This window comes from Bacteroides sp. M10 (genome assembly GCF_014334015.1).
Taxonomy (GTDB): Bacteria; Bacteroidota; Bacteroidia; order Bacteroidales; family Bacteroidaceae; genus Bacteroides; species Bacteroides intestinigallinarum.
This window is the reverse complement of record NZ_CP060488.1, coordinates 787,092-801,056: the sequence shown is the minus strand read 5'-3', so window position 1 is coordinate 801,056 and position 13,965 is coordinate 787,092. Positions and strand designations below refer to the sequence as shown.

At 39.0% G+C, this 13,965-nt stretch carries 17 protein-coding genes; 14 read left to right on the top strand and 3 right to left on the bottom strand.

The genetic code is table 11. The features are described from left to right. Nucleotides 1-92 precede the first annotated feature (92 nt). Nucleotides 93-437 carry a hypothetical protein gene (locus tag H8796_RS03305; protein ID WP_117936409.1) on the top strand — a complete coding sequence of 115 codons (345 nt, stop codon included), beginning with the start codon at nucleotides 93-95 and terminating at the stop codon, nucleotides 435-437. A gap of 345 nt (nucleotides 438-782) precedes the next feature. Here the strand turns inward: H8796_RS03305 and H8796_RS03300 are convergent, their stop codons facing one another. After that, on the bottom strand, nucleotides 783-1,208 hold the full coding sequence (locus tag H8796_RS03300; RefSeq protein WP_147340108.1) for a hypothetical protein: 426 nt from the start codon (nucleotides 1,206-1,208) through the stop codon (nucleotides 783-785). A 222-nt stretch (nucleotides 1,209-1,430) separates the two neighbouring features. On the opposite strand from H8796_RS03300, the gene H8796_RS03295 reads away from it, so the two are divergent. From H8796_RS03295 to H8796_RS03235, 13 genes are all read left to right on the top strand, one after another. Then, complete coding sequence (locus H8796_RS03295) at nucleotides 1,431-1,655, top strand: hypothetical protein (RefSeq protein WP_032851817.1); 225 nt, start codon at nucleotides 1,431-1,433, stop codon at nucleotides 1,653-1,655. Nucleotides 1,656-1,701: 46 nt separating this feature from the next. Further along, nucleotides 1,702-2,142 (top strand): LytTR family transcriptional regulator, encoded by a 441-nt coding sequence (locus tag H8796_RS03290; RefSeq protein ID WP_117936322.1) that lies wholly within the window; start codon nucleotides 1,702-1,704, stop codon nucleotides 2,140-2,142. Nucleotides 2,143-2,382: 240 nt separating this feature from the next. Then, nucleotides 2,383-3,261 carry a M48 family metallopeptidase gene (locus H8796_RS03285; protein ID WP_117936324.1) on the top strand — a complete coding sequence of 293 codons (879 nt, stop codon included), beginning with the start codon at nucleotides 2,383-2,385 and terminating at the stop codon, nucleotides 3,259-3,261. 33 nt (nucleotides 3,262-3,294) lie between these two features. Continuing rightward, a complete protein-coding gene (locus H8796_RS03280; RefSeq protein WP_233527311.1) occupies nucleotides 3,295-3,531 on the top strand; it encodes a hypothetical protein in 237 nt (78 codons plus the stop codon). Between the two features lie 11 nt (nucleotides 3,532-3,542). After that, nucleotides 3,543-4,049 carry a zinc ribbon domain-containing protein gene (locus H8796_RS03275; RefSeq protein ID WP_117936328.1) on the top strand — a complete coding sequence of 169 codons (507 nt, stop codon included), beginning with the start codon at nucleotides 3,543-3,545 and terminating at the stop codon, nucleotides 4,047-4,049. A gap of 800 nt (nucleotides 4,050-4,849) precedes the next feature. Beyond that, nucleotides 4,850-6,634: an AAA family ATPase gene (locus tag H8796_RS03270; protein ID WP_117936330.1), complete on the top strand. Its 1,785-nt coding sequence runs from the start codon at nucleotides 4,850-4,852 to the stop codon at nucleotides 6,632-6,634. A 23-nt stretch (nucleotides 6,635-6,657) separates the two neighbouring features. Beyond that, entirely contained in the window at nucleotides 6,658-7,041 is a 384-nt protein-coding gene (locus H8796_RS03265; protein ID WP_229065752.1) for a hypothetical protein, read from the top strand. A 7-nt stretch (nucleotides 7,042-7,048) separates the two neighbouring features. Further along, nucleotides 7,049-7,573, top strand: a complete 525-nt coding sequence (locus H8796_RS03260; protein WP_117936332.1) for an opioid growth factor receptor-related protein — start codon at nucleotides 7,049-7,051, stop codon at nucleotides 7,571-7,573. Between the two features lie 133 nt (nucleotides 7,574-7,706). Next, nucleotides 7,707-8,999 carry a macro domain-containing protein gene (locus tag H8796_RS03255; RefSeq protein WP_117936334.1) on the top strand — a complete coding sequence of 431 codons (1,293 nt, stop codon included), beginning with the start codon at nucleotides 7,707-7,709 and terminating at the stop codon, nucleotides 8,997-8,999. A gap of 293 nt (nucleotides 9,000-9,292) precedes the next feature. Then, nucleotides 9,293-9,976: an energy transducer TonB gene (locus H8796_RS03250; RefSeq protein ID WP_008997801.1), complete on the top strand. Its 684-nt coding sequence runs from the start codon at nucleotides 9,293-9,295 to the stop codon at nucleotides 9,974-9,976. A gap of 107 nt (nucleotides 9,977-10,083) precedes the next feature. Then, nucleotides 10,084-10,707 carry a hypothetical protein gene (locus tag H8796_RS03245; protein WP_117936336.1) on the top strand — a complete coding sequence of 208 codons (624 nt, stop codon included), beginning with the start codon at nucleotides 10,084-10,086 and terminating at the stop codon, nucleotides 10,705-10,707. 44 nt (nucleotides 10,708-10,751) lie between these two features. Then, nucleotides 10,752-11,315, top strand: coding sequence for a cob(I)yrinic acid a,c-diamide adenosyltransferase (locus H8796_RS03240; protein WP_117936338.1), 564 nt, complete (start codon nucleotides 10,752-10,754; stop codon nucleotides 11,313-11,315). Nucleotides 11,316-11,388: 73 nt separating this feature from the next. Continuing rightward, the gene (locus H8796_RS03235) at nucleotides 11,389-11,610 is read left to right on the top strand and encodes a DUF2795 domain-containing protein (protein ID WP_002558131.1); all 222 of its coding nucleotides are present in this window, start codon (nucleotides 11,389-11,391) and stop codon (nucleotides 11,608-11,610) included. Between the two features lie 93 nt (nucleotides 11,611-11,703). On the opposite strand, the gene H8796_RS03230 is transcribed toward H8796_RS03235, so the two are convergent. Together H8796_RS03230 and ansB are read right to left on the bottom strand one after the other, a co-directional pair. After that, nucleotides 11,704-12,891, bottom strand: a complete 1,188-nt coding sequence (locus H8796_RS03230; protein ID WP_008997810.1) for a porin — start codon at nucleotides 12,889-12,891, stop codon at nucleotides 11,704-11,706. A 15-nt stretch (nucleotides 12,892-12,906) separates the two neighbouring features. After that, nucleotides 12,907-13,965, bottom strand: a complete 1,059-nt coding sequence (gene ansB, locus H8796_RS03225) for an L-asparaginase 2 (RefSeq protein ID WP_117936340.1) — start codon at nucleotides 13,963-13,965, stop codon at nucleotides 12,907-12,909.

Here is a 13,965-nt window from a genome sequence, read left to right as displayed (position 1 = left end):
AAAAAAGCAGATTTTCTTTTCATCGTAGAATTAACTTTCAAGCTTTTGTGAGGTCTAACATACATTACTCACTTAATATGATATTTAGAATTATGAGAAAGCAAATTTTAAGTTTGGCAGTTGCACTATTGATTGGCTCAACTGTATGTATGGCTCAAAATCACCAGAAAGGAAAAGCTGATAGAGAGAAACGCATAGAAAAAATGGTTACCGATTTGGGACTGAATGAAAAGCAGGCCAAAGATTTTAAAGCTGCAATGGAAGAGATGAGACCTGCAAAAAATAAATCGGATGAAAAACCTTCACGAGAAGAAATGCAAAAGAAAAAGAAGGAAGTCGATGCTAAAATAAAAAGCATTCTGACCGATGAACAATATAAGAAGTATCAGGATATGCGTAAGAAGGATAACGCGAAGAAAAAGAAAAAAGCAAAATAAGTACTGTGAATTTAAGCTAAACTTATCATATGGATGATTATAAAAGATTGTCTGTTATGAGGCTATGTTTATTTCCTGTTCTTTCATAAATATTTATTTAATCTACATTTTAGTTTTCGTTCTACTAAAGTTGGATGTATGTTCTCTATTTAAGGTGAAAACATATATTCAACTTAGGTGGAGCGATTTTTTTATGAGATAATGAAGAATATGAAGTTAAAGAGAAACTACAAGCAAAAAAGTAATGGTAGTTATATCTATCTAATAGTGGACAGTATCAAATAAGCTCTAAAGAGGTGTCCTTATCCTTCTTTAGAGCATTCATATATAGGGATAGGGTGGCATCTATTTAATTTGCTCAGGAACCTGATCGGAAAATAACGTAATAAAACGCCCTTCCTTATTAAAAAGTGCGTATAGGGTCACTTGATTGTCATCTGTCATCCCATAGCCATCTTCATCCGCCCAGTATCTTCCGTCAGGCTGTACTGTCCAACTGAATACGGCTCTATCATCAACAAATGGATAGATAAAACTAGCGAATCTGTTTTCTTTAATGACATGCTCCATCGTGATATCTTTTTCCCATTTCCCATGAGCCAGTCCTGGGAAATTCACGAATTGTTGATTGCGAAGTATTTCTGCGCAAAAAGATGGATCGTCGTGTTTACGGAGTTCAACATTATGGCAGCAAAAACCGCCCATTTCGTTGCTTCCCTCTTCAGTCACGATATAGAAGCCGTCTCCCATTTCTTTTATATTCTTATTCATAACCATCTAAAATGATGAAATTAATAATTCTTGTTTTTAGCTGTTTTCTAATATAGATGAAGTATCAGTCTGTAATCTATCAATAGAAAAGTTTTTTATCTGCAGTGTTAGATTTACTTCTTACTCTTCATCTATATCAATATAAATGGTGAAGAGACAAAGATTGATATTTCATAAAGAGATAAATATCTTTTAAGGGTAATGAAAATAATACATGAAACAATGAAAACATTAAAGAAAATTACATTTGGGCGAGTTCTTGGTCTTATTGCAGTGTTATGTTTATGCTGGGTAAGTATTCTTGTGAGTGTTGAATTTTACGCAGCGCGTAAGAGTTCCGAATATCAGGGTGATGTCTATAGTAGCATGTACGATATGTCGGGTAAATGCGGAGTAATAGACAAGAAGGGAACTGTTATTCATAATGAAGCGGTTGATTTGTATTGAGTGTAGTTGTTTGGGAGCAGAAAATATAAAAAAATAGAAGTATATTATGGAAACGAATAATCGTAGTCAACGGGAAAAAATATTGAGAAATTTTATTTCAGGCAGTGAATTTGCTGCTATACGGATTTCTTCTGTAGTCGGGGATCAGAACGATATCTTTTTATGTACGACTGCAACAGGAAATTTACAATTAATTCGTTTAGGAGAGATCGGGTATTTTCGCTATAATTCAAAAGGAAGACAATGGGAAGCCATGTTGTATGATGGGCATGTTTTAAAACTGAAAAGGAGTGTAAACTCACAAATGATATTAAACTATCATCCTTTTTTGACACAAATCAGTCAATCTTTTATTTTGAATATAAGTTATTTGGTGCTGATAAAGGAGAATAATTGTGTCTTGCTTCCTCCCTTTAACGCTGTGGAAAATTTACAGATTACTCCTCCTTTTTTGAGGAAGCTCAAAGAAAAATATCCGAGTTTCTGAGTATAAATAGTAGTAGCAAATAAAAAATGCAGGATAAACACTTTTTTAAGAAGTATAATCCTGCTTTTTGTCCATTTGAATATATTTGTTCATTTGGATACTTTCTGTGCGTTTTTTAATAACGTATATTTGTATCGTATGCAATGAATGTGGTAAATTGAAATATGAACTATGGCTATTTAGATAAAGCCGAAAAGCACTCACAACAATAAAGTAATAAAACTATAGATATTAGTAACCATGATTAAAGCAACAGATTTTATCCATCCTGAGGATGCAGCTGCATTGAGGCAGTTGGAAAGTATTCCCGGATTCCCGACCCTAGTGAAAAAGTTAATGTCAATGGGATTGGAACAACTGCAATATGGCGTTAATATGGCATCTGCAATTCGTTTATCACCGAGTCAATTGCCGAAACTGTACAACCGTCTGCCACCGATTTGTAAGAAGTTGGGTATTGAGCAACCGGAGTTTTATCTTTCTATGGATCCTAATCCTAATGCATGGACCTTTGGAGATACAAAGATTTTTATAACTATCACTTCCGGCTTGGTTGATATGATGACCGAAGAGGAGTTGGATGCAGTGATTGCCCATGAATGTGGGCATATCCTTTGTCATCATGTCTTGTATCATTCTATAGCTCATTATGTGATGGATGGTCTGGATTCTCTGGGCGTTTTGGGAAGTTTGGGAGTTCCCCTCCAATATGCGATTTTGTATTGGGAACGTAAGAGTGAGTTGTCTTGTGACAGAGCTGCCAGTATCGTGACTACTCCGGCCATAGTGGCAAGCACGATGGCCCGTCTATCTGGAGGTCCGACTTCTATAACAAAGAATATTGATCTGGAGGAGTGGGCAAAACAGGCAGACCAATATGAGGCTATTCGTAATGACGGATTATGGAATAAAACATTGCAAGTCGCAGCTATAATGAATCAGAATCATCCGTTCTCGGCCGTACGGGTTAAGGAAATCTTGAAATGGGGGAAAAGTTCCCAATATAAGACTATCGTAGATCATCTTTCGGCAGATAAATCAGGCAAGACATGTTCGAATTGCAAGCAATCGATAGCGGATGAATGGACTTATTGCAAGTATTGTGGAAATAAACTTTAAATATAATAGCTTATGTTTTTTAATGAACAGGGAATGTTGAATTTAGACGAGGCGGTCATGAATCAGCCCACATTCAAGAAGATTATGGAAGATGGTATAGTTACTGAACAGGAGATCAAGGAGCAGGCTGAAAGAATTGTTTCTATATTGAAATCTATGGAAAAGAACTATACGGAAGAGCAACAGCGTGAAATTAAAGAACTGCTTGTTGAAGCTGGTGTGTTATTTACAACGAGTCAATATCATGCATTACAGTCATTACACTTTTAAAAAATAGAATTATGGGAACATTTGCAACAAAAAAGATACTTCAAGGTAATCCTTCTTTGATTCCTGTTATTGCTGAACAAATAAAAACAGAATTTGCGGCCGAGCAGTTTGAGGTACAAATAGATAATTTATTAAGTGGTGGTGTTGATATTTCTATATCAAAGGGCGGTTTATTTAAAGCTGTACTTGGTTTGAAGTCTGCATTGAAAGTCAGCTTGATACCTAAAGACAATGCAATAGCGTTTGAAGCTGGGATAGGGATCTTTGGGCAACAAGCTATTCCTACTATCATTTCTATGCTATTCTTCTGGCCGGTACTTATCACGCAAATTTGGGGGATGGTGCAACAGTCCAAACTTGATGATAAGGCACTCGAAATAGCTGAAGAGGTACTAAGAAATCGGAATTCTTTTACAACTCTGAATTTGGATATTAACGGTATGGTATTCTGTACGAATTGCGGATATCGGAATATCAAAGGTGCAAAGTTTTGTTCGGAATGTGGGCAGGCATTGTAAGGAGTTAAAAGCGATGGTTTTATTAAGCCATCGCTTTTACTATCTTCATAGTATTGAGAGTTATAGCGCAGGTTCATACACAGAAGGGAATAGATTACAAACATCCTGTCTCTATAGAGTCAAATAATAGAGCTTTTATCTTTTTAAAGAAAGCTTGTACTATGTATAATAACCCACTTATTGTTCAAATCTTCCATTCATATTCTTCACAGGAAAATAAGTCTATATCCAACAGCTGTTTGTTGTGAACCAACACCTAGGAAACGCTGTCTCACAATCCTTCACAATGAAGACTGTAAAACATCTTTCGGCACTTCTATTATCATGCATAAGCCGTTACTATGTCAAAGAATGATTGGAACCAATTGATACAGCTGACTGGTGTTGGCTAGGTAGCTGACTCTAGTCGGCTATATGGACAACTATTGTTGACTACACGGACAACTTTAGTCGACCATCTATCGATACGCCAAATGCCTGATGAAAAGGTAGCTTCAAGCAACATCGAATGCTGGGAAATGTGTATTCTGTGAAGGGTGTGAAACTGTAGAATAGCACGATTGTTCACAGGAAGTTTTTATAAATAGACAGTTTAGCATTCTGTGAAGAATGTGAATAGAAGAATTGAATAATAAAACAATAGAATGGTAAATTTCCATTTAGTCCCTTTCCGTGTAATTTTATTCTAATTCGATTATAGATTCGCATATCTAATAATTAAATTGAGATATTGATAGATTCTTGATCCTTATGTACTCTCTTATATAAAACGAATAAGAACCGACTAAATAACTAAGGATATGAGTGCATTAAATGTAGGACAACAGATTCATGATTTTCGAGTAGATGCATTCTTGAAATCAATGTACGGATATGAGCAAACTTATCTGGCTACCAGTGTACAGGAAGAACATAAGAAAGTTTTGTTGAAATTGTATGATGTGATAGAATTTCCATCCAGACAATTGTCAGAAGGCGGTACTTTAATGGAGGGGAATATCCGAAACGAAATGTATCATTGGTTTGCCCCTATACATTTGTATGATACTGTATTATTGGATGGGAAAGAATACCATTGCTTGGTTCGTGAATATATAGAAAGCAAGCGTCTCTCCGATTTATTGGCTGAAGGAAAACGTTACTCTTGGGATGAGGCAATGCCCATTATTCACCAAGTGTTGAATGGATTGTCTTGTCTGCATCGGCAAGAACGGGCAATTATCCATAATGATATGACGCCTCGTAACATTTTGCTTTATGAAAGTAGAGAACACGAGACCAAAGTATATATCATTGGTACCGGACATTTATCTTATCGAAGAAGTGGAGTAGCCTCTTTCCCTACCGATGACTTGAATCCATGGTATCGTGCACCGGAAACTTATACGGGGATGTATGATGAACAGTCTGATTTATTTTCCGTAGGTGCCTTGTTGTATGAGATGCTGACAGGAAAAGCTCCTTGGCAGACAGAACTGCCGGATTGTTTCTGCGATACCAGGCTTTATAAGAAAATAGTCAAAAAAGCCCGTGAAGCAGAACTCCTGTTCCCGGAAGAATTGATGCTAACCGATGAACAGCAAAACACGCTGAAAAAAGCACTGGCATTGGATTATGAAAAAAGATATTATAATGTGGAAGCCTTTAAAAAAGGGCTTGACGGAGAGATAGCGGTCGTTGAAAAGACGTCCCCGATACCAGTAGAGCAGGAAAATGCCTCTTCTTGGGATGAAAAGATAAAAAAGCAGACAGGAAACGGATTTGCAGATGTAGCCGGAATGGAGGAGGTGAAACAGATATTCTATAAGGATATATTGTTCTTGCTCAAGAATAAAGAGAAAGTAGAAAGATACAAACTGAAAATACCGAATGGTGCATTACTGTATGGTCCTCCGGGATGCGGAAAGACATATATTGCAGAGAAATTCGCTCAAGAGTCCGGTTTGAATTTCATGATGGTAAAAGCGTCCGATCTTGGTTCTATCTATATTCATGGCACGCAAGGTAAGATAGCCGAATTATTTGATGAAGCTGAAAAGAAAGCACCGACTGTGATTTGTTTCGATGAATTTGATGCAATGGTACCAGACCGTTCGAGGATGGATAATGTAGGGCAATCCGGAGAAGTAAATGAATTTTTAAGCCAACTCAACAACTGTTCGGAAAGAGGAATATTTGTGATAGGAACTTCCAACCGTCCCGACAGGATTGACCCGGCTGTGCTTCGTACCGGTAGAATAGATAAGCTAATCTATATTCCATTGCCCGATAAGGAAGCTAGAAAATCGTTGTTTGTCTTTCAACTGCGAGATAGATGGTGTGAGGAAACTATCGATTGCGAAATATTAGCAGATAAGACTGCGGGGTATGTAGCCAGTGATATCACGTTTATAGTTAATGAAACGGCGTTGACAGCAGCGATGAAAGATATTCCAATTTCACAGGAACTCTTGATGGATGAAATAGGAAAGGCCAGACAATCTGTGAATAAGGAGCAGATCGAAGTTTACGAGTCTATGTATGCCAGACTGGAATCGGGCAGGATAGAGGAACGGAGGAGAATTGGTTTTGCCACCTATAAATAAAATGTTCAACTTAAATAATTAGAATGATGAAAACAGTAGAAAAAGTTTTTGAAGCGCTGAAAAATGAAGGTTTAGTTCCTGTAATGGAAAACTTTGGCATCTCGTTTAAATTCCAGATGACAAACTATGTTTATATGGAGGACGAAAATGATGAAAGTTTCTTCAATCTGTTGATTCCGAATATCTATGATGTGAGTGAAGAAAATGAACTGGAAGTGTTGCGTGCTATCAACAATGTCAACAATTCGATGAAAGTTGCCAAACTCGTTATCAGTAACGATAGTGTGTGGGTATGTTTTGAGAATTTGTTGGATAAAGAACACAAGATGGAAGATCTGGTTCCGGTCGCCGTTTCAACATTGTACCAGGCCCGGCAACGCTTCTATGCTGCTTTGAAAGAAGAATAGAAATGTTATGAAACGAAATGATAGCCCGGATTTTGTAGGTTTGGAAGAATTGAAGCGCAAACAACGGGAACAACTTTATAACTTTGAATGCTGGGCTGCATCAGGTAAATGGAATGAATTCCACCGTCATCATTATGATTGGTGGATGTTTCCATATAACCAGCCAAGTTCGTATGGGGAAGCCTATACGGTCTATGATTATGAAGTCAATCTATTGAAAAAGGATTCGATTTTTGTACGTCGTTATCTACGCGGAGTGGAATTGCTTCTGTTATCGTGGGGATGGAAATTGAAAGATCACAAGATGGTGGATAATCCGGATCTTTTTCAGGATTGGGCGGACTGGCCTATTCGTTTGTATAAATGCGCTTCTTCTTTGTTATTATTTGGTTTTGAAAAAGAATTTGAATCGGTACGTACGTATGCTTTGCGCCTGATATCCGAAGAAAAGAATTTTTGGTATGATGGAAAAGATTGTTCGGAACTTTTTCGTATGGAGATCCTGAATATGAGTGAGCTTTCTGAATTCTAGTTTTAAACTCAATTACTTGGATAGCTCACTTAGATTTTTTACTTTTGCTTTTATAATTGAACTCCTGATTTCTTCTAAAACCAAGAGACTCTTTTAAAAGATTGGTAATAACCTTTGTAAAGTATGAGTGAACATGAACGATGAAAAAGCCTACCAGTTTGGTAAGTCAAGATTGATAATCAAATTCGGAGATCTTACTTCGGCAGTGACGGATGTTATTGTTAGTTCTGATGATGCTTATCTTTCAATGGGTGGAGGAGTTTCTGCATCTATCCTTAGAGCAGGTGGAGATGCGATAGCGAGAGATGCCCGGAAAAACGTTCCTTGCCAGATGGGGGATGTGATAGTTACATCAGCAGGGAAGTTGGAAGCAAAATATGTGTTCCATGCGATAACGATAGACTGGTCTCAAAAAGACGAATTTACAGTAGAGAAATCCATTAACAGTATTATTAAAAAGAGCTTGAATGTATTGTCCGTTCTGGGATTGAAGAGCATTGCTTTTCCTGCAATAGGTACTGGAGCTGCGCGATATAGCCTGGAAGACGTTGCTCACTTTATGTCAATGGCTATTTCAGAGTTTCTGTCCAACTCCGATGAAGAATTAGAAATTTATATCTATCTGATGGATCGTTATGGCAGGAGAACAGCAATTGATTATATTGTTTTCTTCGAGCAATTTTATCGTAGAATGTTCACTTCGGGGGTTGATATAGCCGAAGTGAATCCGGCTGAAACAGAAGCCCATGCCAAACAGTGGGATATGAAATCAATGCGGTTGAATCATTTGAATAGTTATCTGATAAAACTCGAAGAGCAGCGAATGAACTTCGAGATGAAACTTATCGAGGCTATTGAGAAAAATGATAATGAACAGATCAAGACATTGCACTATCAACTCGATGAGAACAATAAAATCAGATACTCGTGCATGCGAGAGATAAAAGAGGTGGAATGTACAGATGCGCTCAATAGCAATTTTAAATCGGTTTTCCTGAGTTCAACATTTGAAGACATGAAAGAATATCGTAAGGCAATCATTGATCGGATTATAAAGCGCAGGATGGTTCCGATTTGCATGGAAAATTGGGGCGCTAATGCCAATAAAGTCACTTCTGTGATAACAGATGAAGTGAAAAAAGCAGATATTTATCTTGGTATATTCGGAACACGATATGGATATGTCGATGAGAATACTAATATGTCGATGACCGAGATAGAGTATAGGGAAGCACTGGCCTCCAATAAACCCATATTGGTCTACATTGCCAAAAATGCGAAAGACGATATAACAACAGGAGACAACAGTCAGAAAATGTTGGAGTTGTTGACTGAAATTGAGAAAGAGCGAATCGTTTACTATTTTAATTCCATCGATCAGCTCGGAGAACAGGTCTTTGCAGACTTGGAACGATATATTAAATAGTAGTGACAAACCTCGTTTCATCGAACACATTTGCTTCAGAATACCATAAAAGCAACCCTGCTGTACTTCAATGTCTTTGTCCGAACCCTGATAACCTCAAACGAATTATTCATAAATTTTATCCAAAAGAAGAGAAAAGAATAAAATAAACAAGAGACCTCGTAACAACCTATCCATAAAAAGATTATATTTATTGCAGCGAGAGAGCACTTTAAGTAATGCTTAAGAGGAAAAACGAAAAGTAGTATATATACTATATATTTTCTATTATTAATTACTTAAACACATTTTTTATGGAAGCCAAGAAATCAAAAAAGGCTGCAATTGAGAATCAACGGGGTTCTTGGTTGTTGATGGGTTTGGTTGTTGCGCTAGCCTTCATGTTCGTTTCGTTCGAATGGACACAACATGATGTCAGAGTTGCAGCACTATCACCAGATGATGAATCCATCTTTGTAACAGAGCTAGTTCCAATCACATTCCCAGACGAGAAACTGGAACCGCCTCCTCCTCCCGAAACTAAGGTAACAGAATTGTTCGAAATAGTGGAAAACAATATGGAGGTGACGGATAACGTTTCTACAGTGTCAGAGGATATGAATGCAGTTCGTGACGTTATTTGGATACCCCCAGTGGTAGAAACAGAAACGGTAGTTGAAGACATTATTCACGTAAGTGTTGAAGTCATGCCGGAGTTTATTGGAGGTACAGCTGCTTTAATGAAATATTTAAGTAGTAATATCAAATATCCAACGATTTCGCAGGAAACAGGTTCACAAGGAAAAGTCATTGTTCAGTTTGTTGTAGACAAAGACGGAACGATTTCCAATCCTGAAGTTGTGCGAGGGGTTGATCCTTATTTGGATAAAGAAGCTATCCGCGTGATAAGTTCTATGCCGAAATGGACTCCCGGAGTGCAAAATGGTAAGAAAGTTCGAGTGAAATTTACTGTACCGGTATCATTCAGACTACAGTAGTAACTTGGAATAAATGAGTATGAGGGTCGGTTCTTTATGGGAACCGACCCTTTTTCAATAAAAAAATATATCTTTGTCGGGAGAATAAAAATACGAATGATTGTTTTATGAATCTTCTACTCTGTATAAAAAGACCTTTTATCTGGCTTTCCCGCTTTCGTTATCGTTGCGGATATGGCGTACATTCCCCTTTTGCTTTTAGCCTGATTACCGATGTGATTTATGAGAAGATGCCTTACTATTCCTATTCTTCTTTGAAAAAAGAACAAAAAAAGATGATAAGAGAGCGTGGGTGGACTAAAGGTTCTCAAAAGGTAAACCGTTTCCTGTTCCGGTTGGTGAACAAAGTGCAGCCTGCTACGATTATAGAAGTTGGGCGTCCTTCGTCCACAACCCTCTACTTACAATCTGCTAAACCATCGGCTTCCTACCTCTTTGCTTCCGACTTGTCGGAACTGTTTCTGGATGCAGACACTTCAGTCGACTTTCTGTATCTGAATGACTACCGGAATCCCGATTTACTGGAAGAAGTCTTCCGGGTTTGTGCACATCGCACCACTCCTAAAAGTGTATTTGTAGTCCATGGCATCTGCTATTCCAAAGAGATGAAAGCACTTTGGAAAAAGCTGCAGGCTGATGAAAGAGTAGGCATCACCTTCGACCTCTACGACGTCGGTTTACTATTTTTTGATAAAACGAAGATAAAACAGCAGTATATTGTCAACTTCTAAGAACCTTTGTACGTTTACCTTATAATAACTGTAAAGAGAAGATTATGAAAAAGAGCCTTGTATATACAAAGACCGGAGATAAAGGAACTACCAGTCTTGTCGGCGGAAGTCGCGTTCCAAAGACCCATATCCGTCTGGAAGCTTACGGAACTGTGGATGAACTAAATTCTCATTTAGGATGGTTGAACACCTATCTGCAGGATGAATCAGATCGTGATTTCATCTTGAGCATTCAGCATAAGCTATTTGCCATCGGTTCACACCTGGCCACCGACCAGGAAAAAACGCAACTGAAACCAGCCAGCATCATAACTCCCGAAAACGTGGAGAATATTGAGCGGGAGATTGATAAGCTGGACGAACAACTGCCCGAACTTTGCGCTTTCATCATTCCCGGCGGAAGTCGTGGAGCAGCCGTTTGCCATGTTTGCCGTACTATTTGCAGGAGAGCTGAAAGGCGTATTCTGACTTTGTCCGAAACTTGTACAATTTCTCCCGAAGTATTAGCATTTGTCAACAGATTATCAGATTATTTGTTTGTATTATCCCGAAAAATTAATTTTGATGAGCAAAATAATGAAATATTTTGGGATAATAGTTGGAAATGATAGATTTTATTATACTTTTGCCGAAAAATAGAAAACGAGACAAATTTAGTATTCATTTTAAATACTCAAGATTATGTATTGGACATTGGAACTAGCATCAAAACTTGAAGATGCTCCCTGGCCGGCAACCAAGGACGAATTGATTGATTATGCCATGCGTTCGGGTGCTCCTCTTGAAGTTATTGAGAATCTCCAAGAGATGGAAGATGAGGGCGAAATCTATGAGAGTATCGAAGATATTTGGCCGGATTATCCTAGTAAGGAGGATTTCTTCTTTAACGAGGAAGAGTATTGATTTAAAAAGACCGAACATATAAGAATGCCCGATAACCTTTGCAAGAAGGCTATCGGGCATTTTTTATTGTCAGCTCGGTTTCTTGCTTTAGGATTAGAATACAGGCATCTGCCAGATAAATCCTACAGAAATACGGTTAGTACTGTAATTCTCCTGTCCCAGCACCTTGGCGCGGGAAGTGAAATCATACGAACGTCCCACGTAGGTAACAAAGAAGTGCAGATTGGTTTCCATCGGGTAATATTCGATACCGCCCAGATATCCCCAGGAAGTACGGTAATTTCCCTTCTCTATTCCCTCGGACGCCTTGCCTACGGAAGCCGTCTCATACATACCCTTCACAAAAACATTCCATTTCGGAAGAAAGCGGTAATTACATTTGGCAACAACCGAAAGATAGTTCGCATCAAAAGCATTATGTCCGCCCGGACGACCTACGATACTGGTAATAATTCCTTTGCGGTCAATATCCTCTTTTGAATACATGAAATCGACAAAAGCATTCCATTTTCCAAGATTCAACTCGTTACCTAAAGCATAATAATACATATTGTGACTTTTTGCCTCGTTCATGACCGAAGCCGACCAACGGGTTTTAAATACATTATTGAAATTACCGTTCCAGTTCAATGTATAAACCAGTGGCATTTTGCCCGATTTCAGATCGGGGAGATTGCCTTCGGCATCCTCTGTGATTCCGTAAGTATTATCGAAAGAACTGTTACGGCTGTTCAATATTTGCAGGTTAAGTTGCTGTTCGGGAGTAATGTTATAACCCACATTCAATCCGGTCATGAAATTACTCATGTAATCAATCATATCACTGTATTGATAGATGTCGATCGGATTCAGGTCGAACTCGATACCACCGTATGCGGCACATTGCTTTCCTGCAAAAAGACTAAACTGGTCATTCAGCTTGATGCCGATTCCGGCATAGTCGATAGAAGTCGGGAGATTATCAATCATGCCGTTTGCATCGTTCGAGCGGTTGAGGCGCTGACGATAGCGGTAAGACAGCCAGTTGTTGATATTTCCTTTGGCTTCGATACGAAGTTGGTGCATATTAAAGTCACCCTCCTGAAAACCATTCTGGAAATGAGCGTCAAAGCTCCCTTGCATATTCAGATAAAGATTGAATTTATCTGTTTTCTTTTTCACGTCTGTCAGCTCTTCAAACAGGGGAGTGTTCGGATTGAATTTCTCCTTTTTCTCTGCTTTTTGAGCATATACTCCCTGTATGCTGCCCGCGAGGAGCAGCATGAATATCCATTTTTTCATAAGTAAGTCAGGTTTTTAGTATTCGTTGAAATATTGCTGAATCTGTTTCCAGTCTGTAGTTTTTGTTAGTGCAAGCATTAACAAAACACGAGATTTCTGCGGGTTCAGTTCCTGCGAAGCCACAAACTGATATTTGGCGTCGTCCACCTCTGCATCCAGTGTGGTAGGTCCGGTCGGGACACGGGAAGAACGAACGACAAGAATACCTTTTTGGCGGGCATCCGTCAGTACCGGGAAGATGTTCTGGTGAATATTTCCGTTTCCTACTCCTGCGTGGATGATGCCTTTGTACCCGTTGCTAAGCATCGGAGTTACCATATCGGCCTCAATGTTGGAATAGCTGTACACGATACCTACTTTAGGAAGCGCGTTCAGATGAGTGACATCAAAAACGGACTGGGTAGTATGTTTCTTTAGCGTTACTTGGTTGTAGAACACTTTTCCGTTCAGTACATAACCCAGTGCGCCGGAGTTGGGAGCCTGGAAAGTTTGTACATCGACCGTATTCATTTTAACCGTGCTCTGCGCTCCGAGGATCAGGCCGTTCATGGCAACCAATACCCCTTTGTCTTTCGATTCTTTTGCGGCTGCGGTAACAACGGCATTGTAAAGGTTCAACGGGCCGTCGGCACTTAGAGCGGTAGACGGACGCATGGCGCCTACTAATACCACCGGTTTGTTACTCTTGACAGTCAGATTCAGGAAGTAAGCAGTTTCCTCCATGGTGTCTGTTCCGTGAGTAATCACGATGCCGTCAATGTCCGGGCGTTTCAGTAGTTCATTGATTTTCTTGGCAAGCGTCAACCAAACCTGGTCGTTCATGTCCTGCGAACCGATTTTGACAATCTGTTTTCCGGTTACGTTGGCGATGTCTTTAATTTCGGGTACAGCATCGAGCAGTGCACCGATGGCAACTTGTCCTGCCGTATAACTGGTTCCGGTAGCCGAGCTTCCCGTACCCGCGATGGTTCCTCCCGTAGCAAGAATATGAATATTCGGTTTTGCAGCGAATGCCATAGTTACGGAAAACAGTAGTGTGACTACTACCAGTCCAAAGCTTTTGAATTGTTTCAT

What these genes read in the sequence shown, in the direction of transcription:
- H8796_RS03305 (WP_117936409.1), top strand. Translation starts at nt 93, where the DNA reads ATGAGAAAGCAAATTTTAAGTTTGGCAGTTGCACTATTGATTGGCTCA.
- H8796_RS03300 (WP_147340108.1), bottom strand. Translation starts at nt 1,208, where the DNA reads ATGAATAAGAATATAAAAGAAATGGGAGACGGCTTCTATATCGTGACT.
- H8796_RS03295 (WP_032851817.1), top strand. Translation starts at nt 1,431, where the DNA reads ATGAAAACATTAAAGAAAATTACATTTGGGCGAGTTCTTGGTCTTATT.
- H8796_RS03290 (WP_117936322.1), top strand. Translation starts at nt 1,702, where the DNA reads ATGGAAACGAATAATCGTAGTCAACGGGAAAAAATATTGAGAAATTTT.
- H8796_RS03285 (WP_117936324.1), top strand. Translation starts at nt 2,383, where the DNA reads ATGATTAAAGCAACAGATTTTATCCATCCTGAGGATGCAGCTGCATTG.
- H8796_RS03280 (WP_233527311.1), top strand. Translation starts at nt 3,295, where the DNA reads ATGTTGAATTTAGACGAGGCGGTCATGAATCAGCCCACATTCAAGAAG.
- H8796_RS03275 (WP_117936328.1), top strand. Translation starts at nt 3,543, where the DNA reads ATGGGAACATTTGCAACAAAAAAGATACTTCAAGGTAATCCTTCTTTG.
- H8796_RS03270 (WP_117936330.1), top strand. Translation starts at nt 4,850, where the DNA reads ATGAGTGCATTAAATGTAGGACAACAGATTCATGATTTTCGAGTAGAT.
- H8796_RS03265 (WP_229065752.1), top strand. Translation starts at nt 6,658, where the DNA reads ATGATGAAAACAGTAGAAAAAGTTTTTGAAGCGCTGAAAAATGAAGGT.
- H8796_RS03260 (WP_117936332.1), top strand. Translation starts at nt 7,049, where the DNA reads ATGAAACGAAATGATAGCCCGGATTTTGTAGGTTTGGAAGAATTGAAG.
- H8796_RS03255 (WP_117936334.1), top strand. Translation starts at nt 7,707, where the DNA reads ATGAACGATGAAAAAGCCTACCAGTTTGGTAAGTCAAGATTGATAATC.
- H8796_RS03250 (WP_008997801.1), top strand. Translation starts at nt 9,293, where the DNA reads ATGGAAGCCAAGAAATCAAAAAAGGCTGCAATTGAGAATCAACGGGGT.
- H8796_RS03245 (WP_117936336.1), top strand. Translation starts at nt 10,084, where the DNA reads ATGAATCTTCTACTCTGTATAAAAAGACCTTTTATCTGGCTTTCCCGC.
- H8796_RS03240 (WP_117936338.1), top strand. Translation starts at nt 10,752, where the DNA reads ATGAAAAAGAGCCTTGTATATACAAAGACCGGAGATAAAGGAACTACC.
- H8796_RS03235 (WP_002558131.1), top strand. Translation starts at nt 11,389, where the DNA reads ATGTATTGGACATTGGAACTAGCATCAAAACTTGAAGATGCTCCCTGG.
- H8796_RS03230 (WP_008997810.1), bottom strand. Translation starts at nt 12,891, where the DNA reads ATGAAAAAATGGATATTCATGCTGCTCCTCGCGGGCAGCATACAGGGA.
- ansB (WP_117936340.1), bottom strand. Translation starts at nt 13,965, where the DNA reads ATGAAACAATTCAAAAGCTTTGGACTGGTAGTAGTCACACTACTGTTT.